Source organism: Corynebacterium macginleyi (assembly GCF_003688935.1).
GTDB lineage: Bacteria > Actinomycetota > Actinomycetes > Mycobacteriales > Mycobacteriaceae > Corynebacterium > Corynebacterium macginleyi.
Genome location: NZ_REGE01000003.1, coordinates 37,678 through 59,828 on the forward strand (window position 1 = coordinate 37,678; position 22,151 = coordinate 59,828).

At 57.4% G+C, this 22,151-nt stretch carries 20 protein-coding genes, 1 tRNA gene and 2 pseudogenes; 11 read left to right on the forward strand and 12 right to left on the reverse strand.

The annotated features are described in order from the left end of the window. Positions 1-138: 138 nt before the first annotated feature. Genes D9V82_RS03495 through D9V82_RS03505 form a run of 3 tightly spaced genes read right to left on the reverse strand, consistent with a single transcriptional unit; the run spans position 139 to position 3,787 of the window. Positions 139-1,521: a multicopper oxidase domain-containing protein gene (locus tag D9V82_RS03495; protein ID WP_121911013.1), complete on the reverse strand. Its 1,383-nt coding sequence runs from the start codon at positions 1,519-1,521 to the stop codon at positions 139-141. After that, complete coding sequence (locus D9V82_RS03500) at positions 1,522-2,721, reverse strand: beta-carotene 15,15'-monooxygenase (protein WP_121911014.1); 1,200 nt, start codon at positions 2,719-2,721, stop codon at positions 1,522-1,524. Then, positions 2,711-3,787: a hypothetical protein gene (locus D9V82_RS03505; RefSeq protein ID WP_121911015.1), complete on the reverse strand. Its 1,077-nt coding sequence runs from the start codon at positions 3,785-3,787 to the stop codon at positions 2,711-2,713. Before D9V82_RS03505 ends, D9V82_RS03500 begins: the two co-directional genes overlap by 11 nt. A 70-nt stretch (positions 3,788-3,857) precedes the next feature. Here D9V82_RS03505 and D9V82_RS03510 point away from each other — a divergent pair, with 70 nt between their 5' ends. From D9V82_RS03510 to D9V82_RS03525, 4 genes are all read left to right on the forward strand, one after another. Then, complete coding sequence (locus tag D9V82_RS03510) at positions 3,858-4,118, forward strand: DUF2249 domain-containing protein (protein ID WP_121911016.1); 261 nt, start codon at positions 3,858-3,860, stop codon at positions 4,116-4,118. Between the two features lie 84 nt (positions 4,119-4,202). Further along, entirely contained in the window at positions 4,203-4,964 is a 762-nt protein-coding gene (gene modA, locus D9V82_RS03515; protein WP_121911017.1) for a molybdate ABC transporter substrate-binding protein, read from the forward strand. Between the two features lie 3 nt (positions 4,965-4,967). Next, complete coding sequence (locus D9V82_RS03520; protein ID WP_121911018.1) at positions 4,968-6,824, forward strand: ATP-binding cassette domain-containing protein; 1,857 nt, start codon at positions 4,968-4,970, stop codon at positions 6,822-6,824. Positions 6,825-6,828: 4 nt separating this feature from the next. Next, positions 6,829-7,488 carry a helix-turn-helix transcriptional regulator gene (locus D9V82_RS03525; protein ID WP_121911019.1) on the forward strand — a complete coding sequence of 220 codons (660 nt, stop codon included), beginning with the start codon at positions 6,829-6,831 and terminating at the stop codon, positions 7,486-7,488. On the opposite strand, the gene thrB is transcribed toward D9V82_RS03525, so the two are convergent. From thrB to argS, 4 genes are all read right to left on the reverse strand, one after another. Next, positions 7,475-8,404, reverse strand: a complete 930-nt coding sequence (gene thrB, locus D9V82_RS03530; RefSeq protein ID WP_121911020.1) for a homoserine kinase — start codon at positions 8,402-8,404, stop codon at positions 7,475-7,477. The genes D9V82_RS03525 and thrB overlap by 14 nt on opposite strands. Positions 8,405-8,428: 24 nt before the next feature. Beyond that, positions 8,429-9,769: a homoserine dehydrogenase gene (locus D9V82_RS03535; RefSeq protein ID WP_121911021.1), complete on the reverse strand. Its 1,341-nt coding sequence runs from the start codon at positions 9,767-9,769 to the stop codon at positions 8,429-8,431. A gap of 176 nt (positions 9,770-9,945) precedes the next feature. Continuing rightward, entirely contained in the window at positions 9,946-11,283 is a 1,338-nt protein-coding gene (lysA, locus tag D9V82_RS03540; protein ID WP_121911022.1) for a diaminopimelate decarboxylase, read from the reverse strand. Then, positions 11,284-12,936: an arginine--tRNA ligase gene (argS, locus tag D9V82_RS03545; protein WP_121911023.1), complete on the reverse strand. Its 1,653-nt coding sequence runs from the start codon at positions 12,934-12,936 to the stop codon at positions 11,284-11,286. A 222-nt stretch (positions 12,937-13,158) separates the two neighbouring features. Between argS and D9V82_RS03550 the strand changes: the two genes are divergently transcribed. The 5 genes from D9V82_RS03550 to D9V82_RS03570 all read left to right on the forward strand — a co-directional run bounded on the left by D9V82_RS03550 (position 13,159) and on the right by D9V82_RS03570 (position 17,861). Beyond that, the gene (locus tag D9V82_RS03550; RefSeq protein WP_121911024.1) at positions 13,159-13,944 is read left to right on the forward strand and encodes a (Fe-S)-binding protein; all 786 of its coding nucleotides are present in this window, start codon (positions 13,159-13,161) and stop codon (positions 13,942-13,944) included. Next, positions 13,944-15,449: a lactate utilization protein B gene (locus D9V82_RS03555; protein WP_121911025.1), complete on the forward strand. Its 1,506-nt coding sequence runs from the start codon at positions 13,944-13,946 to the stop codon at positions 15,447-15,449. Before D9V82_RS03550 ends, D9V82_RS03555 begins: the two co-directional genes overlap by 1 nt. Then, the gene (locus D9V82_RS03560) at positions 15,446-16,066 is read left to right on the forward strand and encodes a LutC/YkgG family protein (RefSeq protein ID WP_121911026.1); all 621 of its coding nucleotides are present in this window, start codon (positions 15,446-15,448) and stop codon (positions 16,064-16,066) included. The genes D9V82_RS03555 and D9V82_RS03560 overlap by 4 nt, the downstream gene beginning before the upstream one ends. Positions 16,067-16,177: 111 nt before the next feature. Then, positions 16,178-17,734, forward strand: coding sequence for an alpha/beta fold hydrolase (locus tag D9V82_RS03565; protein WP_121911027.1), 1,557 nt, complete (start codon positions 16,178-16,180; stop codon positions 17,732-17,734). Positions 17,735-17,787: 53 nt separating this feature from the next. Further along, positions 17,788-17,861: transfer RNA gene (locus D9V82_RS03570), tRNA-Arg, on the forward strand. A gap of 91 nt (positions 17,862-17,952) precedes the next feature. On the opposite strand, the pseudogene D9V82_RS13070 reads toward D9V82_RS03570, so the two are convergent. After that, positions 17,953-18,162, reverse strand: a pseudogene (locus D9V82_RS13070) (hypothetical protein); the annotation flags it as partial. Positions 18,163-18,424: 262 nt separating this feature from the next. Next, positions 18,425-18,643: a hypothetical protein gene (locus D9V82_RS12160; RefSeq protein WP_167449719.1), complete on the reverse strand. Its 219-nt coding sequence runs from the start codon at positions 18,641-18,643 to the stop codon at positions 18,425-18,427. Between the two features lie 211 nt (positions 18,644-18,854). On the opposite strand from D9V82_RS12160, the gene D9V82_RS03575 reads away from it, so the two are divergent. Next, entirely contained in the window at positions 18,855-19,094 is a 240-nt protein-coding gene (locus D9V82_RS03575; protein ID WP_121911028.1) for a hypothetical protein, read from the forward strand. A 453-nt stretch (positions 19,095-19,547) separates the two neighbouring features. On the opposite strand, the gene D9V82_RS12165 is transcribed toward D9V82_RS03575, so the two are convergent. The 3 genes and pseudogenes from D9V82_RS12165 to D9V82_RS03590 form a co-directional block, all read right to left on the reverse strand. Beyond that, positions 19,548-19,706 (reverse strand): hypothetical protein, encoded by a 159-nt coding sequence (locus D9V82_RS12165; protein WP_167449720.1) that lies wholly within the window; start codon positions 19,704-19,706, stop codon positions 19,548-19,550. Positions 19,707-20,314: 608 nt separating this feature from the next. Beyond that, positions 20,315-20,638 carry a hypothetical protein gene (locus tag D9V82_RS03585; protein ID WP_121911030.1) on the reverse strand — a complete coding sequence of 108 codons (324 nt, stop codon included), beginning with the start codon at positions 20,636-20,638 and terminating at the stop codon, positions 20,315-20,317. Between the two features lie 86 nt (positions 20,639-20,724). After that, positions 20,725-21,017, reverse strand: a pseudogene (locus D9V82_RS03590) (transposase); the annotation flags it as partial. 233 nt (positions 21,018-21,250) lie between these two features. Between D9V82_RS03590 and D9V82_RS03595 the strand changes: the two are divergent. Then, on the forward strand, positions 21,251-22,150 hold the full coding sequence (locus tag D9V82_RS03595; RefSeq protein WP_121911031.1) for an ABC transporter ATP-binding protein: 900 nt from the start codon (positions 21,251-21,253) through the stop codon (positions 22,148-22,150). Position 22,151 lies beyond the last annotated feature (1 nt).

A 22,151-nucleotide genomic window follows, 5' to 3' on the forward strand; every position in this document is an offset into this window, starting at 1 on the left:
CGCCGCCCTGTGAGCGCCAAAGGAGGAGGGCAATAAAGAAACCCCGCCCTTCGCGCTCACAGTAAGAGGTGAAAATACCTCTCGGCAGTGCCCTGGTGAGCGCGAAGGGCGGGGTGGGGACGGGAAGCTAAGAACGCCTTATTCGGTGACGACGAACTTGCCGTGCTGCCCCTTTTCCGCGTTAGTCATGATGTGGTTGACAAAGGAATACGTTCCAGGCTCGTTGAAGGTCATTTCCACGAACCCGCCTTGTGCGGGAAGAAGGTCGAAGGCTTGCGAGCCGGTCTGGGACTCGTCTTTGATGAGGTAGGCGCCTTCCTTGTAGGCCGTATCGAATTGCTCGCCCACCACGTGGAAGCTAAGCGGTTGATCGGGTCCCACGTTCAGAATCCACAGGCGCACGGTATCGCCCACTTTGGCCTTGATAGGCTCGACATCGTACTGGCTGGGGTAGTAATTAAAAGCCATCAGGTCGAACTCGCCGTCGGCCACACGCTGGGCATCGGCGCCGGTCTTTTCCTCACCGAGGAAGACATCGTTGGCGATGAAGTTGTACTCGGCATCGACGTCCTTTAGGTCTGGTGGATCGATGATGACATTGCCGGCCATGCCGTTGGCGATGTGCAGGGACATCGGGGCGGTTGAGCAGTGGTACATCCAAATGCCGGAGCGATTCGCGGTGAACTCGTAGGTCAGTTCTTCCCCAGGCTGGATGGACTTCATGTTTGTATCCGGGTTGACCTCACCGGCATGAAAGTCAATGGAATGGGCCATGCTGCCCTCGTTCTTGATGGTGATCTTGAACTTATCGCCCACCTTGCCGCGCAGCGTCGGCCCTGGCGCCTGGCCATTAAAGAGCCATCGCATCTGCTTAACACCGGGGGCTACCTCAACAATTTCCTCGGTCATCGACCAGGTTTCCGCATGCACAGTGGTATTGGCCGCAGGCGCAAGAGAGGAATCGTAGGCGTTAAAACCTTCACGGAAGGCGCCCAGCTCGGCGGCGCTGGGAACCTTGACGTGCGGATTGGAAGCCCCTGCCACGGCGTGGTGGTGATCGTGCCCGCCGGTGCGCGGCGCGGACTCACCGACGTTGACGTTAAAGGTCATGCCCTGCAGGCGATGACCGGCGATGGTGCAGTAGCCTTCGATGCTGGATTCGATCACACCGGCATCGAGCTGCACGGTATCGCCTGGATCGACGCGGCCGGTTTCGGCATCGCCAATCTTAAGATCGTGCACTTGGTCCCCGGTATTGGTGAAGTTAACCACCAAGTGAGTGCCAGGATCCACGTCAACATGGTTGGGTACGAAGGCCATGCCATCGACTTTTACGTCAATGGTGTGGGTGTCACCTTCGGTGGCGGAGCTCGCCGACTGGGATTCCTTAGAGGTGGTATTGACTATGGCGAGCGCGATAACCGCAGCCAGCGCGATGCCAATGAGCAACCACGAGGCCCACTGGGAATTGCTGGACTCCGGCGGCTCATCTTGTGGTTGGGGGGAAGAAACACTAAGCATTTAATTCTCCAGATTCTGTTGTTGGTAAACGGCGCGGCCCACGGCAAGCACGTTTAATGCTAAACCTATCCCCATGAGGATAAGCCCGGCAGGCAGGGCATTGACAAGGCTCAGCAGGGCGCCGAGGTTAATAAGGACGAGTCGGGCAAAGCCAGTGCGGTCCGCGGTATCCCGGCCGTGGTGCACCTTGGCCGGACCCCCTCCCACCAGCGTCGGTAACAGGTGATGCAATACGCCCGTGACCAGTTGCAAGACTCCACCGCCGAGGAAGGCCGGGACCAAAAACAACGTGATGACGCGCGGATAAGCACCGAACGCTGCGGCGACGGCATCGCCGGCGCATAGGGCAAGCATCCACAGCAATCCGGCGATGACGGATACCGATGCTGTTGTAAGCCGGGGGCGACGCCCCAGCACGGTGGCCAGGACGGGTTGGATGATCATGATGGAGGCTAACACGACGAGCAGCTGGGCGATGCCCGCCGCCCGCGCCCATCCCACCGCGCCGCAGACCATGCTCAGTGCCAGCCCTACGCAATGAACGATGAGCCCACGGGTACACCGCGTCCGCGCGGTAGGCGAAATAGCGGTGCCTGACAGGGTGGGAAGCAGCGTCACGATGGTACCCACAATGGTCAGCCACGCGAATCCCCAGACCATACCGCGCGAGTGAGCGGCCACCAGGAAGGAATAGTTACCCACACCATTGCCGCTTAAAATCACGAGAATTGCAGAGGCGATCATGAAGATAGAGGCGGCCGCATAAAACGGCACCGTCACCGCGAAGGAACCAGAAAGCGAGCCACGCAAAGACCTGTAGGTGAAAACGATTTGCCAGGCAAGGGCGGCGATGATGAGGAGAGAGGCGACATCGGCAAGCAGGCCCCAGTCATGCCCCGCCCGATCGAGAATGAGCAAGAAGAGGCCAGCCTGGATAAGCGTCACGCGGGCGCCTACTCCCCGGTAACCATCATGGGCGGTGCGGGTAAGCGCCTCAGTGAAATGAGTGGAATATACGATGATGGCGGTAGTCAGTGCGCCAATGGCCAGCGGATGGATAAGGTCCCACCACACCACGGGCGCGCCCAGCAGGTTGGCCACGTTGATGCCAATGCCGATAAGCACCCACGCGCCGACAAGGGCGGCGGTAAGAATGTGCCAGCGGCTACGCGCGGCCAAGGAGATGTCATTAATGTGCACGGTGGGCCTCCTTCACCGTCAAAGTAACGCCGGAGACTAAGAAAACCACGATGGCGACGATGGTGATCACCCCGCCTACCTGGTAGGCGACGGTGTGGCTTAAGACATCGGCAAGAATGCGCAGCGCCAGACCGCCGTGCAGGACCACGACGGGCAGGAAAAGCACCGGGTGGTAGGGCAAATGGCGGCGGATCACAGAGGTAATAATGAAGGGGGCGTGAGCAAAAATCATGGATATAACAAAGCCCAAAAAGATGGCATGCACGGAGGCGTCGTAGGCAAAGCCAGAACTTTCCCCATACAGCAGCCAAAAATAACCGCCGAGGGCTAGCCAAAAATACCCGGCCAGCATGCAGGCGGCAGAATAACGCGGCAGCCCGCGCGAGCGTACCAGGTTCTTTGCCACATCCACACGTACGGTGGCAACCGCAATGCCGATAAGCGCCGCACCCATAGCGCGGTAACCCACGGCCGGCGAAAGAATATAGACCACGCTAAGCGCCGCCAACCCTAAGACCCACAGCGTAATCCGCTTATCCGCCTGGGCACCGGCGATAGTGATGCGGGCAAGCTCCATGCGCTCGCCGATGATCGTAGCTACCACGTAAAGCACACACGACGGCATGGCCGTAGAGAACGTCGGTGTCATGGCCCACAGCAGTGCCGCCGCTACCCCGCCGATGACCCCGGTAGCCTGCACGATAATGGACAAAGCGGGCTGGCGTCGGTGGATGGTTGCATAAATAAACCCCAGCACGATAAAGCCAGCCGCGAAACACAAAGCCGGAACCTGCCGCGGGAGGCCACTTACGATGCCCACGAATCCGGCGGCGTGAAAGATGGGTCCTACCCAGGCCCACCGCGTGCGCACGGCGACGGCGCGCTCCAGCCCGATGGCGCTGCCAACAAAGCCGAAGACCAGCAAGGGGCCATGGTCAGATGCCACGGAAGATGCCGGCGAAAATCCCACACCGAGCAGGGATGCCCCCGCAGCGAGCCCAACCAGCAAGGAAAGCCCGGCGCAGGCAAGGAAGAAGAAGCGGTGTGCGATCCTATTATTTATCACGGTTTTAATCGTACTAATATTGGAAGCACGGTAAAAGTCTCACCCCATCTCCGAAAGGATAACCGCCGCCATGGAACTTCCCGTCACTGATACCTCCCAGCAGAACTCCATCCCGACGCTTAACGTCACCTTAATTCCCCACGCAGTGCGCCACGGCGCCATCCACGGCGCATTGGGCACCCTGAACGTGGACCAAGCCCTGATCCTCATCGCCCCGCACAACCCCCTGCCGCTACTCAAGGAAGTAGAAGAACGCGAGGAGAAATTCGAGGTGTCTTACCTCAAAGAAGAAGAAAACGACTATCACATCAAATTCACGCGAATTGCATAGTGTACTTCCGTGAATGGCGTTACACTCCTGCAGATCACCCCTCCTCCGCTTACATAGCCGCCGACGTAATAAGGAGCCTTCACTATGCATAAGACGCTTGCCGCAGCCACCGTGGCCGCCACAGGCATAGCGCTATCCGCCTGCTCCCCTAATACCTCCACCACCGCGGCTTTAGAAAAAACTAGCGTGCACCTCTTGGCTGCATCATCCACCCGCGTCATCAATGATGAGCTAGAAAAACGTGCTTTAGAGCTCGATACCCCGCTTGACCTCGAGTTCCAAAACGGCGGCTCGGCCGACTTGGTCAATAAGTTGATCGAGGGCGCTCCTGCTGACCTGCTGGTGACCGCGTCCAAGAAGACCATGGACAAGGCCATCAGCGATGGAACCGTACGGGACCCTAAGGTTCTGGCCACCAACGTCATGGTGATGGTCGTGCCGAAGGGTAACCCGGGCAATATCCACTCCATTGAGGATCTGCAGAACGAAGACCGCTTCGTCATCTGTGACCCGCAGGTTCCCTGCGGCGATATCTCTTCCCAGATCATCGAAGAAAACAAACTGGACGTAAAGCCCGCCTCCCAGGAGCAGCAGGTCGCTGATGTTCTGGGCAAGGTCGTCTCTGGTGAGGCCACTGCTGGCTGGGTCTACTCCACCGACGCTGCGGCCGCTGGCGATGACGTAGAGGTCATCGAGATCCCGGATGCTGATAAGTTTGCCAACCAGATCCTGGGCGGCGTTTGCGTCGAGGCTGAGCACCCCCAAGAGGCGCAGAAGGTCCTCGACATATTGGCCGATGACTTTGATCAGACCTGGGAAGATTACGGCTTTAAAGCAACGGATTAAGTGATGACCCCTCCCCAACCCATCCGCCTTAAATCTCCCCTCGTTATCGGCCTTATCGGCCTCATCGCGGTCGTTGTCATCCTCGTTCCCGTAGCCTCCTTGGGGCTGCGCGTACCGTGGAACCGCGTTGACGAATACCTCGCCAAACCGGAGATATGGGACATGCTCAAGCTATCCCTCGCTGCGGCATTCCAATCGATGCTGCTGGCGATGGTACTGGGTACCAGCTTTGCCTTATGGGTCCAACAGCTCGGCCGGGGCAGCGGCGTTATCCGCCTGCTCATCTATTTGCCCTTGGCCATGCCACCGGTGGTGGGCGGTTTGGCGCTGACCGCCGCCATCGGCCGCCGAGGCTATCTGTCCCCGCTTCTTGACGCCATAGACTTCCATTTTGCTTTTGCTTTCCCCGGCGTCATCGCCGCGCAGTGCTTTGTAGCCTTGCCCTTCGTCGTGGTGGCGGTCGATTCTGCCCTGCGCCAATTGGACGAGGAAATTGTGGCCTCTGCCGCCAGCGTAGGGCTTTCGCGCTGGGAGATACTGCGCAAAATCACCATTCCCTCCATTGCTCCCGCCTTGGCTACCGGCGCTGGACTTGCCTTCGCGCGCTCCCTCGGCGAATTCGGCACCACGTTGACCTTCGCTGGTTCCCAGCCGGGCGTAACCCGCACGATGCCGCTTGGAATCTATTTGGAGCGCGAAGTCGATACCGATGGTGCCTATGTGCTCTCCGCCATCCTCATCGCGATGGCCATTGTCTGCCTGGCCCTCGCCGGCCTTCCCTCGCTCCTCCAGCGTTCCTACCGGGCGCAGGCGCGCGCGCTACATAACATGGACTACGAAAAACTCAGCGCTCTGACAGCCCCGGATCACGCCTCCGCGTTATCCGTCACGGCAGATGGGAGGACAACAGCGTTTACCCCGCGCGCGATCACGGCCATCGTGGGTTCCAATGGATCGGGCAAAACCACTTTGATGAAACGCATCGCCGGGCGGCTAACCGGCGCGCAGATTACCGCCAACCAGGATGAGATTGTCCTGCTTACACAGCACCCCGGCCTGCCACCGCGGGCTACCGCCACCCAGGCCATCGCTATGGTCACCCGCGATAAGCAGCAGGCGACGGAATTGCTCGAGGCAGCGGGACTGCGGGAGCTTAACGATGTCCCCGTACCAGCCCTCTCCGGCGGCCAAGCCGCCCAGGTGGCACTCGTCCGCGCGCTCGCCGCTCGGCCCACCATCCTGCTTCTGGATGAGCCCTTAGCAGCCATCGACGTGGAGTCCGCCAGCAAGTGGCGCCGCTTCTTGCGCGCTACCCGCCGCCACCACACCACCTTGCTCGTGACCCACAATGTACTGGACATTGCCGGGCTTGCCGATGACATGGTGGTCATGAATTCCGGCCGCGTCATCGCCCACGGCCCTGCCACGAATCTGCTCGATGCCCCGCCTACCAACCATGTGGCCACAATCGCCGGGCTCAACCGGGTGGAAGGTACGGTCACCAAGGCTACCGCTACCGAAACGGTAGTCTCCTGCGGAAACACCACCATCACTGGCGGCGCCAGCGATCTCCGCGCTGACGATAAGGTAGTAGTCACATTTAAGCCTAGCGACGTACAACTGACCCCTAACGGCTCTACTGAACTAAATCACTGGTCCACCACCGTCATCGCGGTGGAGGCTACCACTATGGCCGATGCCCGGTTGAGCTTAGATATGGGCGGGCACACGATTACCGTGCCGGTAAGTAGAGAAACGGCTTTGGATATTGATGTAGGCGATACCGTATCCTTTAGCGTGGCTAAACATAAGATTTCTGTTAATCAAGCCCCCCAACAGCACTCAAAGATACGAAGTTAAACGCATGCCTAATTCGCTGCCCCGCCCCAGCTCTGACCTTTTCCCAGAAGCACTCAAACTCTCGCCCAAGCAGCGCGAGGTACTCACGCAAATCCAGCACTACCCACGGGGAGCCCGTGCCACGGAGGTAGCAGAGGCACTAGGCATGCACGTCAATACCGCCCGCGGGCATATCGATGAGCTCATTCAGGCCGGAGCCATCACTGCGGTTCCACAACACAGCTCCGGACGCGGGCGCCCCTGCCTGGTGTACCAGGCCCGCGTGCCAGATAACCGCGCCATCGCGGAAGAGTATGCCAGCCTCATTGGCGTGCTGACCTCTATGCTTGCAGGAAAGGAAGAGCTCGATGATTTCTCTTCCTCACAAGCCCGCGAACTAGGGCGGCAGTGGGCGCGGGCTACGGGCGCGGACATCCACATCGGCGCACTCGATACTCTTTTCGCCACCCTGCGCGATATGGGTTTTGATCCGTCGCAGGGCGAGGATCCTTGCGAAATCGAATTGAATGCCTGCCCTTTTGTGTCCTCTGGAGCTACCCCGAGCGCTTTTGTCTGCGCCATTCACGCTGGCTTTTTGCAAGAAGCCAGCGGTACGGACACGGATATTACCTTGACACCGATACAACGCCCCGAAGTGTGCCAGATCGAGATTAAGCCTGCGTAACTTCCACCCGGACCGGGCCCGCGACTGTGAGATCGAAAACGCGCAAGCCCTGCTCGCGGGCATCATTGAGAACACTCTCATCGATGTCCTCCGTGTGCAGCACCATCACCGTCGGCCCCGCCCCGGAAAGGTAGGCGGCGTACCCGCGGTTGCGCAGGCGGTTAACCCACTCCGCAGTTACCGGTAGCACGTCAGCGCGATACGGCTGGTGCAGGCGATCGCGGGTGCCTTCCCACAATAATTCAGGGTAATTCTGCAATGCGGCTACCTGGACGGCGGTGCGCGAAACGTTAAAAGCGGCATCGGAATGCGTCACGTGCGAGGGCAGCACACGGCGCACCGCTTGGGTGGAGGCGTGGGAATCCGGCACCAGCGCCGTCGCCCGAATGTCTGGATGCACGGGGATGGTGGCGGCGTTGTATTCCGGCAAAGAGCGGCCATCGACGGGGACCGTCGTCCACGAGACCACGGCGCTTCCTAATACAGAGGCCGCGGCGTTATCAGGATGTCCCTCAAAGGCCGAAGACAATTGCACGAGCTGTTTTTGGGTTAGCGGGCTACCCGCCAGGGCGTTGCCCGCGGCCACGCCGGCCACAGCCGTGGAAGCCGAAGAACCGAGGCCGCGCGACTGGGGAATTGTATTATGCGAGACCACGCGCAGCCCTGGCACGGTCGCGCCCGCAGCAGATAGTGCCGAGCGGATAGCTTTCACCATCAGGTGCGAGCCATCGCGCGGGAGTTCTTGTGCCCCCTCGCCGAAAATCTCTACCTCGAGGCCGGAAGGAATGACCTCCACCTCGGCGGTATCATACATGCTCAGCGACATGCCGAGGGTGTCATATCCCGGCCCCAGGTTCGCCGTGGAGGCGGGGACGGTGACTATCGCTTTGGTGCCGACTTCAACTTCGATGCTCATGAACACTAAATATATCGAACTGATTTAGCTGCCCAGGCGAATGACCGAGTGAACGGCCTCAACTTCATCGAGCTCGCCCAAGACCGAAACGATGTTTTCCAGGGTCGCTTCCTTGGCAGCGTGGGTGACCACGATAAGGCGCGCGGTGTCCTCGCCATCTTCCTGGCGCACGGTGCGCAGCGATACCTCATGTTGAGCAAACAGCGCGGCGATGGCCTCCAACACGCCAGCGCGGTCCTGGACTTCCATATCGATGTGGTAGCGGGTATCGACCTCACCGAAGTCCGCGATGGGCAGGTTGGCGTAGGTATTCTCGCCCGGCGCGCGACCGCCGTGTACGATATTGCGGGCGGCACCGACGACATCGCCCAGCACGGCTGAAGCGGTGGGATTGCCGCCGGCACCATTGCCGTAGAACATGAGCGACCCGGCTGCCTCTGCCTCGACGAAGATGGCATTATAGGACTCACTCACGGAGGCCAGCGGGTGGTCCTTGTCCACCAAGGTAGGGTGAACGCGAGCGTTGACCACTTCGGATCCATCCTCACGGTGCAGGCGCTCGCAAATAGCCAAAAGCTTGATGGAATAGCCGGCATTGTTTGCTGCGACAATATCGTCCGCAGTGATCTTGGTGATACCCTCGCAATGCACGTCTTCGAATTTCACGCGGGTATGAAAACCAATGGAGGCCATGATGGCCGCTTTAGACGCCGCGTCGTGGCCCTCCACGTCCGCAGTCGGATCCGCCTCGGCATAGCCCAAGCGGGTGGCTTCCGCCAAGGCCTCATCGTAGGAAGCCCCGGTAGATTCCATGGCATCCAAGATGTAGTTGGTAGTACCGTTGACGATGCCGGAGATGCGCTCAATCTGGTCACCTGCCAGGGATCGGCGCAGCATGCCCACGACGGGGATGGCGGCGGCCACTGCAGCTTCAAAGTAAAGATCAACGCCAGAGCGTTCCGCGGCCTCGGCCAATTCATCAGCATGCGCGGCAACGAGCGCCTTATTGGCTGTCACCACGGACTTGCCAGAGTTAAGCGCGGCCAAAACCAACTCACGCGGGAAATCGATACCGCCGATGACCTCCACCACTAGGTCAATATCATCGCGAGAGATCAGGGCCTTGGCATCATCAGTCAGCAGTTCGCTGGGCACGCCCGGGCGCAGCTTGTTCTTGTTCTGAACAGCGATGCCACGGATCTCTGCTGGTCCACCGATGCGATGAGCAAAGGCATCCGCATTGTCATCTAAGAGGCGGAAAACTTCCGCTCCCACGGTGCCGAATCCAAGCAGCGCAATGCCAACGGTTTCGCCTTCGCCCTTACCGGTCGAATGTAGATCTAGCTCACTGTGTGAAGCATCCATAGTCCGTCTCCATGTCGATTTAGTGGTGAAAATGTCCCCGCTTTGCGCGGCTACAGGACACTATACAGAACGAGCTGTCTATATTGGGACATGCGGGGGATAATATTCCGTTCAGCGACCGAAGCCTCGGCTGTGCGGGCCGAATACAGCAGCGGCGCTACGAGGGATGTGTCGGACTAATCCACTTCCAAGGACAAGAGGTCCTCGATGGTCTCGCGCCGCAACATCGGCTTGGTATTTCCCACGCGCGTGGCAACAACCGCAGGGCGTACCGCGCCGTTATACCGGGACGACATCATGTACTGGTACCCACCGGTGGCCGCAAAAGCAAGCAGGTCTCCCGGCTGGATATCATTGGGCAATTCACCTTCCGCAAGGAGGATATCGCCGGATTCACAGTGGAAACCCACGATGCGCGAGGGCACCATTCCGCCATCACTAAAGCGGTTTACCAGGCGCACATCGTATTCAGAACCATAGAGCGCAGGACGGATGTTATCGGACATTCCCCCATCGATAGAGATATAACGGCGCACCGGCAAATCGGCCTTGCCGGTTTCCACGTCCTTGACCGTGCCCACACGGTAGACGGTCACGGCAGAACCCGCCACCAAGGAGCGACCGGGCTCCACGAGAAGAAACGGTGCCTTGATGTCGAGTTCGTCTGCGGTCCGCTCCACAGCGCGCAGCATGTCCTGAGCTACGCGGTCAATATCCAACGCTTCCTCATAGGGCATATACGGGATACCGAAGCCGCCGCCCAAATCCAGCTCGGCTAGGCTAACGCCCAGCTCGGTATGGATCTGGCGGTAGAGCTCCAGCACGCGCTCAGCAGCAAGTTTAAAGCCCTCGGCATTGAAAACCTGGGAGCCCACGTGGCAGTGCAAGCCGGTCAGGTGGAGGTTGTCTACCTCCAGGCAGCGCTTCGCAGCAGCAAACGCCGCACCCGTGGCTAAGGAAATACCGAATTTTTGGTCTTCGTGCGAAGTGGCCACGAACTCGTGCGTATGCGCGTCCACGCCCGGCTTGACGCGAATCATCACCGGCTGGACCGCGCCTGCCTCCCCGGCAATGCGGTTGAGCTCTTCGAGCTCCTGCTCATTATCGATAACTACGTGGCCCACGCCCGCATCCACGCACAGGCGTAAGTATTCCTCATCTTTGTTATTGCCATGCGCCGTAATACGCGCGGCTGGAAACTCGGCGGCGAGCGCAATCTTCAACTCATTGAGCGAGGCAGCATCGAGGCACAGGCCTTCTTCATTGACCCACTGCACCACTTTTTTGGAAATGAACGCCTTAGAGGCATAGTGCACGTGATCGGGTCCGCCAAAGGCACCGGCCATGTCTTGGCAGCGCGAGCGGAAATCGTCTTCATCGAATACGTAGAGTGGCGTGTGGAACTCCTCTGCCACATCCGGCAGGGGGACATCAGCCACGGTGACTACACCGTCTTCTTGACGGTGCGCATTCCGCGGCCATACGTGAGCGGGAAGTTCGTTGAAGTCGGTCATTTACATCTTCTCCGGTGCGTTCACGCCGACCATGGTCAAGGCATTAGATAGTACAACGCGCGATGCTTCCGCCAACGCGAGGCGCGCGCTGTGGATGGGCTGTTCATCCTCCCCCGCCTTGGGCAGGACCTGGCAGGTATCGTAAAACCGGTGGAATACGCCAGCCAACTCTTCGGCATAACGCGCCACGCGGTGCGGCTCGCGCAATTCCGCGGCATCTGCCACCACTGCGGGAAACTCACCCAGGGTACGGATCAGGTCGCCTTCGCGATCATGCTCCAGCAGCGAAAGGTCCGCACCTTCGGAGCTAATGTCCAGCTCAGCTGCCTTGCGTCCAATCGAGCACAACCGGGCATGCCCGTATTGCACGTAGTAGACAGGATTATCCGAAGACTGCGACTCCCATAGTCCCAAGTCGATATCGATGGACTGATCCACCGAGGAGCGCACCAGTGAATAACGAGATGCATCAACGCCGATGGCGGCAACCAAATCCTCCATGGTGATGACAGTGCCCGCGCGCTTGGACATGCGCACCGGCTTGCCATCGCGAAGCAGATTGACCATCTGACCGATGAGCACCTCAACGCCATCGGCGTCATAGCCCAAGGCGGCGGCCGCCGCTTTCAAGCGCGGAACGTAACCGTGGTGATCAGCACCCAACATGTAGATATTGAGGTCGTGACCGCGGTCGAATTTGTCAGCCACATAGGCGATATCGCCGGCGATATAGGCCGCATTGCCGTCCGATTTCACCACGACGCGATCCTTGGAATCGCCATAATCACTAGATTTTAGCCACCACGCATTGTCTGCTTCGTAGAGGTGGCCTCCAGCCTTCAAGGTCTCGAGCGCCTTGTCTACCGCCCCAGATTCAAAGAGAGAATTTTCATGGAAATAAACATCAAAGTCCACACCAAATTCGTGCAGGGACTGCTTAATTTGGGCGAACATCATCTCCACGCCATCAGCACGGAAGGCCTCTTGCACCTGCGCGGCATCCCCTTCGAGCGCGCCTGGGTTCTTTTCCAACACTGCGGTAGCGATATCGCGAATATAGTCTCCGCCATAGCCGTCTTCCGGGGTGGGCTCACCCTTAGCTGCGGCAACAAGTGAGCGTGAAAAACGATCGATCTGGCCGCCATGGTCGTTGAAGTAGTACTCGCGGGTAACCTCTGCGCCGCAGGCAGTGAGTACCCTGCCCAGCGAATCGCCTACGGCAGCCCACCGCGTGCCTCCCAAGTGGATCGGACCGGTGGGATTGGCGGATACAAATTCCAAGTTAATCTTCTTGTCCGCAAAGGAGTCGTTAGAACCGTATTCCGATCCTGCTTGCAGAATCTGGGCTACGATCTCGCCTTGAGCGGCAGCAGCCAAGCGGATATTAATAAAGCCAGGGCCAGCAAGTTCAGCCTTTTCGATGGCATCATGCTGGGCCAATTCTTGTGCTAGCCAGCCGCCCAATTCGCGTGGATTAACGCCGGCTTTCTTGGCCACCTGCAAAGCAAGGTTGGTGGCGTAGTCACCGTGTTCTGGGTTGCGCGGGCGCTCGACCGTGACAGATTCTGGTAATACCGAGGCATCTAAGTCATGTTCTGCCATGACCGCGGTGGCGAATTTTTTAACTAAGGTGGCCAAATCAGCTGGAGTCATGAGACAAGAGTCTAGTTCACTGCCCCGACACGTGTGAAAGGAAGCACTGCCTAACCTTACGGCGGGGCGCAAAATACCATTTCTAGACATCTTAGGCAAACCTATATTGCGATAAAAATTACAAAATATATGCTAGTACTAGGTAATTCCACCTACTATCCACACGGTGAATGTGTAGGGTTAGTTACACCTCCATGACTAAAAACTAATAAGGAGCACCGTATGCGCATTGCGCTTTTTTCTACTTGCATTGGTGACACTCTTTTCCCGGATGTCCAAAAGGCGACGGCATTGGTACTTTCCCGGTTAGGTCACGAAGTGGTCCTTCCAGAGGAGCAAACTTGCTGCGGCCAGATGCACATCAACACCGGCTACCAGAAGGAATCATTGGGCATGATCCGCTCTTATGCGGACGCCTTCGCAGATCCTTCTATCGACTACGTCGTCGCCGCCTCGGGTTCCTGCGTGGCAGCGGTTCGCGATCGACACGAGAGTATCGCCGACCGCTTCGGGACTTCTGCCGATGTCGATGGCGCGCAGAAGACCGCGGGAAAAACATACGATCTCACGGAATTTTTGGTCGATATTGAAGGCGTGACCAACGTCGGTGCCTTCTTCCCGCACCGTGTAACTTATCACTCCGCCTGCCACGGCCTGCGCTTCCTCAAGCTAGAAGACCGACCCTACAAGCTTTTGCAAGAAGTCGAGGGCATCGACTTAGCACCGCTGGCCAACAGCGAGGAGTGCTGTGGCTTCGGCGGCACCTTTGCCCTGAAGAACGCAGAAGTGTCCCAGGCCATGGTCACCGATAAAACCCGCCACATTAAAGACACCAAAGCCGAGTACGTTACCGCCGGTGACTCGTCCTGCCTGATGAATATCGGTGGCGCACTGCACCGCCAGCGCTCCGGCATCCGCGCACTGCACATGGCAGAGATTTTGGCCTCCACGAAGGAACACCCGTGGCAGCCTGACTCCGCCGCTTACTCAAAGGAGACGATGCTCTAATGACCTCTTTCCTCGACACCACCCCACCACGCGCCCCTGAAGGCTACGGCAACTTGCGGGGCAGCAAAACCTTCGTCCCGCTTGCGCACGTGGGTCTGAATAACGCCACCCAGCGCCATAACCTGCAGCACGCGACCACCACCATCCGCCAAAAGCGCGCCAAGGCCGTGCAAGAAGTAGATGACTGGCAGCAGCTGCGCAACGCCGGTTCTGCCCTTAAAGAAGACGTCGCTGCCCGCATGCCGGAACTACTCGAGCAATTTGAAAAGGCCGTGTCTGACCGCGGTGGAATCGTCCACTGGGCCCGCGACGCCAAGGAAGCCAATGAGATAATTGAGGGGCTTATCCGCGAAACGGGCGAGACCAATGTAGTCAAGATTAAGTCGATGGCAACCCAAGAAATCGGCTTGAACGAGCACCTGGAAGAGGTCGGAATTCACGCCCAGGAAACCGACTTAGCAGAACTCATCGTCCAGCTCGGTGACGATAAACCATCCCACATCTTGGTGCCGGCAATCCACCGCAACCGCGCGGAGATTCGCGATATCTTCGTCAATAAGATGCCCAATATTGATGACTCGTTGAAGGCTGAGCCCGCCGAGTTGGCCGAGGCATCACGCCAGTTCCTGCGGCAGCAATTTATGAAGGCCAAGGTCGCCATTTCCGGCGCGAACTTCGGCGTGGCTGAAACAGGCACCGTTAATATCGTGGAATCTGAGGGCAACGGACGTATGTGCCTGACGCTACCGGAGACGTTAATTACCGTCATGGGCATCGAAAAGCTCGTGCCTACATTCCAAGACCTGGAAGTCTTCCTGCAGCTGCTCCCCCGTTCCTCCACTGCGGAGCGGATGAATCCCTATACTTCCATGTGGTCCGGTGTGACAGAAGGCGATGGCCCGCGGAACTTCCACATCGTCTTGCTGGATAATGGGCGCACCGCTGCACTGTCCTCGCCCATCGGTCACCAGGCGCTAAAATGTATCCGTTGCTCGGCCTGTCTGAACGTCTGTCCCGTCTACGAGCGTGCGGGCGGCCACGCCTATGGTTCTGTGTACCCAGGGCCCATCGGCATATCACTGACCCCGCAGCTGACCGGCATAAAGGATCACCACGATCCATCGGCTAGCCTGCCGTACGCGTGCTCGCTGTGCGGGCGCTGCGACGAGGTGTGCCCGGTGAAGATTCCGCTTTCTGATGTCATCGTGGAAAACCGCCACCAGAAAATCACGCACGCTGCCTCCCCGATCGAGCCGAAGCTTTTCAAGACGGTGCAGCTCCTCTGGGATAGCCCCAAGATGTGGGATAAGGTCACCCGCCTCGTGGCCCTCGGCCGCGTCATGGGCGGATTTAATGGCACCATCTCGTCGCTGCCGCTATTTATGTCCGGTTGGTCCGATGGCCGCGATACCGCGGTTCCACCGAAGAAATCTTTCCGTCAATGGTTCGACTCCGATGAAGGCAAAGAACTCCTGGCCAATGCTCGTAAGGAGAGCTCCAAGTGACTGCTAAACAAGAAATATTAAACCGTATTCGTTCGGCACAGAAGCAGGCTGGGCTGCCGGATCACGTTGATATTCCGCGCGATTACCAGCGCAAAGGCACGCTAAATGATGACGAACTGCGCGAGATGCTGGTCGATCGGCTTGAGGATTACAAGGCAGAAGTCCACATCACGGAGGAAAGCGATCTCAAAAAGACGCTGGAGACCATCGTCAAGGATCGCAACTGCACAGACATACGCTACGCCCCGGGCATGAATGCCGAGCTTTTTATTGGCCTTCCGGCCCGCCCTGACGACGAAGCAGCGGATCCGCGCGAGCTTGACGATGCCGATGCCGTCGTCACCGAGTCCTTCGTGTCATCTGCGCAGACCGGCACCATCGTGTTGCAATCCAATTCCCAGTGCGGCCGCCGCGCCCTAACGCTGGTACCAGACCGTCACATCTGTATCGTCCGCCGCGACCAGATCGTCTATGGTGTCCCCGAGGTAATCTCTCGAATAGACCCCTACAAACCGGCAACGTGGATCTCTGGTCCTTCCGCGACTTCTGATATCGAGCTCTCTCGTGTCGAAGGAGTGCACGGTCCGCGCGATCTCATTGTGATTATTGTGAAGTAGTGAGGTTAGGGTGCCGAGTTAGGGCACCCGGCGCTTAGAAATCACTGCCACGAAGCTGTAAGAAGCATAAGCTAGTTCTGACAAACGCTATAGAAGTCGGAGATTTAGCTTATGCTTTCTTTTTCTCAAAAAATTTCTACCGTAGTCTGCGCCAGCGCCCTCGCACTGGGCGCAGCAGCCCCCACTGCCGCGGCGGCTGACCCACAGATCACCTGGGAGGATTGCCCCGAACAGGTCAATATCGATAGCGCCGAATGCGGCCGGATAGAAGTACCTACCTACTACGATAATCCTGCGGCCGGCACCATTAGCGTCGGTTTCGTCCGCGTGCCGGCGGCACAACCAGAGGCCCGTCGCGGCGCACTGTTTACCAACCCCGGCGGCCCCGGCGGGGACGCTTATTCTTGGGCTGGAAACGAAGTCATGGAGTGGCCCGAAGCAGTTCGCAACGAGTGGGATCTGATTGGGGTCCAACCACGCGGCTTGCCTGGTTCCACCCCGGTCGACTGCGCTGCCACCCCGAGTTTCAATACGATCGCGGCCATCACGCAAATTGGCAAATCCATCCGAGACGCGTGCGAGCAGAATACCCCTGGCTACACTAACTCTTTAACCACCGCCAACACCGCACAGGACTGGGAGATGGTGCGCCAAGCGCTGGGCGAAGACGTCATCGACATCGCCGCTCTGTCCTATGGCACATACCTCGGCTCCGTCTACGCCACCAAGTACCCGCAGCACACTGGCAAGGTGCTGCTTGACTCCGGCATGAGCCCAAAACTGGCGTGGAATGGCATCTTCGCCTCACAGCAACAAGGGTATGAGAATGCGCTGCACGATCTTTTCCATTACATTGCGGATAATGACGCCACCTACCATTTAGGCACTACCCCACTCCGGGTCTATGAAAAGTGGTCGCAGAAAGTCGCCCTGGAAGCAGGTGCCCGCCCCACCGTATTGCCACCCGATGCAAAAATCGGCGACCTTCCCCCAGGGCTCGAGTTCGTCGGCCAACCGGGCGCCGACATCATGACCGCCACCGGTGGGCTACGCGTACAGGCGGAGTTCCTCGCCCACAAAGCGATTAACCCGCAGGCAGATCAGCGGTTTTCGGTAACCTTGGGCCGAACCCGAGAGGTGGTTCCCACCCCCGCTCACTGGGACGACTTTGCCAAGTACCTAAACGGCAGTAAACCATTGGAGATAGTAGACGATCCGGACCTCGCCCAAAAGGTACAACAGCAGGCTATCCAGATGATGAATATGCAAAATCTCATCGTCTGCAATGAGAATACCGTCCCCGGCAATCCGTGGCTCTTCCCCACCTACCTGTGGTCCACCTTTGTCACCGGCGATATTTTCTCGCTGGCTAATTCCCTGTATGGATCTGGCGCTGGGTGCGGCGGCCGCGTACCCATTACCGGCGAGGTGCCACTCGATGGCTCACACCTTGCTACCAAGCCCCTGCAAATCCAGGGCACAGGTGACCCCCAGACCCCGTATCAGTACCACACGGCACTCTCCCGACCCATGCAATCGCGCGTCCTCACCGTCCACGGCCCCGGCCACGGACACTTTGCGCTGGGAAATAAGACCGTCGATGAGATTGGCGTGCACTATCTGCGCACCGGTGAGGTCACCACTACTGACGTACCGGGCCTGATTTAGTTCCGCAGCGGCGGATGCGCTAGAATCACATCGTTGGGAATTTTCCCAACGATGTCTCCGTAGCTCAGCGGATTAGAGCATCGGTTTCCGGTACCGAAGGTCGCAGGTTCGATCCCTGTCGGGGACACTTTAACGAAACCCCTTTTACTAGCGTTTTTGCTGGTGAGAGGGGTTTCTCGGTTTTTGTGTATTGGATGGTTCGGGCCATTTTTGGCGGATTACTGGGGTGAATGTCGTCGAATTACATGGCCGTTATAACAGCAGTAGCTTGGATCGTCTGGTCGAAAGCGTGCAGCGGCAAAGCGTGAAGTCCGCATTGAGTCCGATAATGCCCACCCAACAATCTGCCGAGAAAACACGTCAGTGACAAACGCGGTGTACACAATGCCTTTCTTCGTGCGCACATACATAATGCCAGCCACCCATAGCGTGTTGAGGCCCCTGGCCTGTGAACTCACGCCCCGCCAAAGGTCAAATGCAGGCACAGATCCGGCACGTTAGGTTTACGGGTCGGGCCCCTCAGACACCGTCACTATCCCAATGACCGGACCACTGAATTCAACCGGCCCAGAATCACGAAGGCGATGAGCACTTAAGTCCTCGGGTCTTGGACTAGCGATAACCACGCGAGGTAATGAGGCTACCAGCCCGGTTATTCTTTTAACGTCTTACAAATGAACTCGACAGGGGTCACATCTTCAGGCGTTGGTTGTGGAAGGCTTTCCACGCAGCGGGCGGGCTCAAGTCCACTGAGTAGCCGTTTGCCATGACCCCCGACTTCGGGACCACTGCCTTACATGCGGCTTGCATTGACATGTTTTCCGCCGCGATGCGATCTTCCATAAGACAGACCACACGGTCTTTTAAATCCTGGTCAAAATTTTTCTTGGCTGGTCCAAATTTTCCCATTTACTCAAACGGGACGAAACCCGGGGAAAGAAGTACTCCTCGTGAAAACGACTCACCCGGAAACACTGATGAGGGAAAGCTGGAATGACACAGGCCGAGCTCTGAGCGAAGCGATGCAGAAGGTTCCACTCCCGAGATAAACCCCCTGCCGGATGGCGCTGACATCGAGCACACCCGAATCCAAACAATGGTCGCTGCACACTAAGGACCTTTGCCTGCCGTTAAGGATTTCTCGGGGGATGAAGACATGCTCCCCGGTGCCGCTAACAGAATGATGAAGATGGCGGAAACATCCATCGAAGCTCATCACCAAACTGCTGTGGCCGATGCTGACCTTCAGAATTCGGCAGCTCACTCGATTGATAACCGAGGATTGATTGAGCACAGGCAACAGATAGTATTTTCTGCAGTCACGATATTGGCTTTGCTTGGTACATTCGTCATGGATTAGTACGGCTAGCCAGTGCCAAGTGTTGTTGCTCTTATCGTTGCTGCGGCCGGAGGCTACGCTACATTCAAAACCAATCGGGATGGTTTTAAGCTTAATCCCCCTCCTGAGCACGTTGAAAATAGCGAGAAACTGTCACACTCGTGTTCCAGGTGGTACAACGAAAAACACCCTTAGCAAACGTTGGGGGTATTTTTCGTCTAAATGGTCAGGCATGTTTACTCTGTGGTGCGTTCCGAACCGGTGAGCCAGGCCGCGAGGAATGCCACGCCCTGACCTCAGCCGCATCCCACAGAGGAGTTCGACCATCAAGGTGGGTTACAGGTTGAGGAGACGGGTGTGTCCTGCCACGATTGCGGTAGCTACGCCACGTTGTGGGCGTAATTCCACAATGCTCAGCGCATTGATTAATCGTCCACAGTTCCCGCCCAGTGTCGGTGTCTGTGATTCTAATGCTCACTTCTTCCACACTTTCTTGTAGGTGGCGTAGCCAAGTACCACCACGGCCGCGACGGTGAGAATGGTGCTGGAGGTAGTGAACCCGTTGATGACGTTGATGGTCAGAGATATGGCCAGTAGGGCCAGGGCAATGAAGTAGAGAGTTCGTGAGCTCATGATTTTATCCTTTCGTTTAGTATTGGAGGGGTAGCCCCGGGGTTCAGGATGGTTGTTGCTTCCTGAACCCCTGGTGGCTACTTTTTGCGTTTTCCTCGCCGGTAGCGTTTCCGCTTTCGGTGCTTAACCTCGTTCTTTGGCTGCCGTCTTAGGGATTCCAAGGCGATTGCCAGTGATATGAGGGGAGGATTTCGCCCCAGATGTTGTTCTTTAGTGTGTACTGCTCATTGTATACAATTTTAACGCTGTATTTAAATGGTGTGACCCCATCGAAGCGGATCAAGTTGTTGGCATGTCGGGTTGGGTTTATAGGTATTTTTGGGAGCGGTCAGCTAAGGCCATGTGGTTGATGGCTTGTATCCATCCGAATACTGGACCTGACCCCCACCTGGTGGACACCTGATATCTGACCCGATCAAGTTGGGAAGAAGGTAATATACCAAACAGGGGTTAGGCCCCGCTTCGCGAAATAGAGCCTAACCTAAGAATTAGACAACGGTGGAGCACTGTTCGAACAAACAATCTAGAAGAACAGAAAAGGAACGAAGGTACCCACCTGTTTGAGGTCAATCATTGGCTGCCAGCATTTTGCATTAGAGTCGACAGCTCTATCGTTTCTGCGGCTGTTTTTTGAGTATTGAAAATTCTCCGGCCATGAGATCTATTATCCCTGAGAATATTGCGATGATACCTATCCAAGAACCTGTTATATAGATGAAAAGTGTGCCGAGGAGTATGGCTGAGCAGCTAACTACCTTCAACTGTTTAGCTCTTCTGTCATTGGATTCGTCAGGCTGATAGATCACGGCAACTATGAGATCAACGGCGGCAAAGGCTAGAAAAATATACGAGATGTTTGTGTGACCGATTAAAGCAAAGACTCCCGAAATCACCAGCACGGCAATCCCAGCAAGGCCAATCGAACGGCTCATCAGAAAATCACTCCAAACCTTAGTTTGATAGTAAACGTCTCCTTAACTCTAGGACCCTAACCCCGGAAAATGGACACGTCGGGGGTCGGGCCCGATGTGCCGTTTCTATCTCGTGGAACATCAGTGCTTACTGGCCCGTAGTGAGAATCTACGGTTTTCGGATACGCGCTATTGCGATAATTATCCGTTCCAGCAGTAGCTTTAGCTGGTCTATCACCGGATACATAGCCCAAATGGGTATCCATTTCCGCATTAAGCCTGCGGGTAATTGAAGCGTGCAGCATCCCGCGAACCAAATCATTGGCACCCGTGGTGGAAGTGCCTAGCTCGTCAATAAGCTTCGCCATCTCAGGGTGAACAAGAAGCTCCCTTATTCAATCGCATCAAATTGTGGCTTTACTAGCTTAGGTCTCGTCGTACCACACTAGCCATTCTGGCTTATCGCCTTAAGCAGGCTGGTAACCTATACACAAACCATTAGACACTCTAGGAGAAATTTCATTCTCCCTCATTTTCTGTGACTTTTATGGCTAAACTACTCCATCTATGAAATGCTTGACTACATAGAGCCACGAAAGTTATGCAATATAGGCGAGCCATGGAGGATGCCCCTTGCCCACCTTAGAAATCGACCATCTCAATAAAACATTTGGCAGCGTCCGCGCGCTGCGAGATATGACCTTTAGCGTGCAAGAGGGCGAGATCTTCGGTTTCGTCGGTTCCAATGGTGCGGGAAAATCCACCACCATGCGCATAGCGCTGGGCGTGCTCGCGAAAGACTCTGGTGAGGTTTATTTCGATGGATCACCCATTAATGACGATAACCGCCGCCGCATTGGCTATATGCCAGAAGAACGCGGTCTCTACGGCAAGGAACCGCTGCTCAGTCAGCTCACATTTCTGGGCACCCTGCACGGCATGAGCAAGCAGGCCGCCCAGAAATCTGGCACGGAGCTGCTGGAGCAGCTGGGGTTGGCAGAGCGTCGAGACGATAAACTGGACGATTTGTCCTTGGGTAACCAGCAGCGTGTGCAGCTAGCCGCGTCCCTGATCCACGACCCCGACATGCTGATTTTGGATGAGCCCTTTTCCGGCTTGGACCCAGTCGCGGTCAATGTCATGTCAGACCTGCTGCGCGAGCGCGCCGCCCGCGGCGTACCGGTCATATTCTCCTCCCACCAACTGGACCTGGTGCAGCGCCTGTGCGATCAGGTGGGCATCGTCACGCAAGGCCGCATGGTGGCAGAGGGCACGGTAGATGAGCTACGCACCCAGGGAGCTTCGCGCTATGCGGTGGAAACCCCTGCGCGCGGTTGGTACCCGGAGGGCACTCACTTGGTTGAGGAAACAGATAAGGGCGTTGTGCTTGAAGCCGATGACGGCACCGAGGACCAAGCCATCTTGCGTGCTGCCATGGTAGCTGGCCCCGTTCACTCTTTCGGCCTTAAGGTCCCCGATCTCACCGAGCTTTTCCAAGACGTCGTCACCAGCACCACCACCGAGGAGGCCTAGC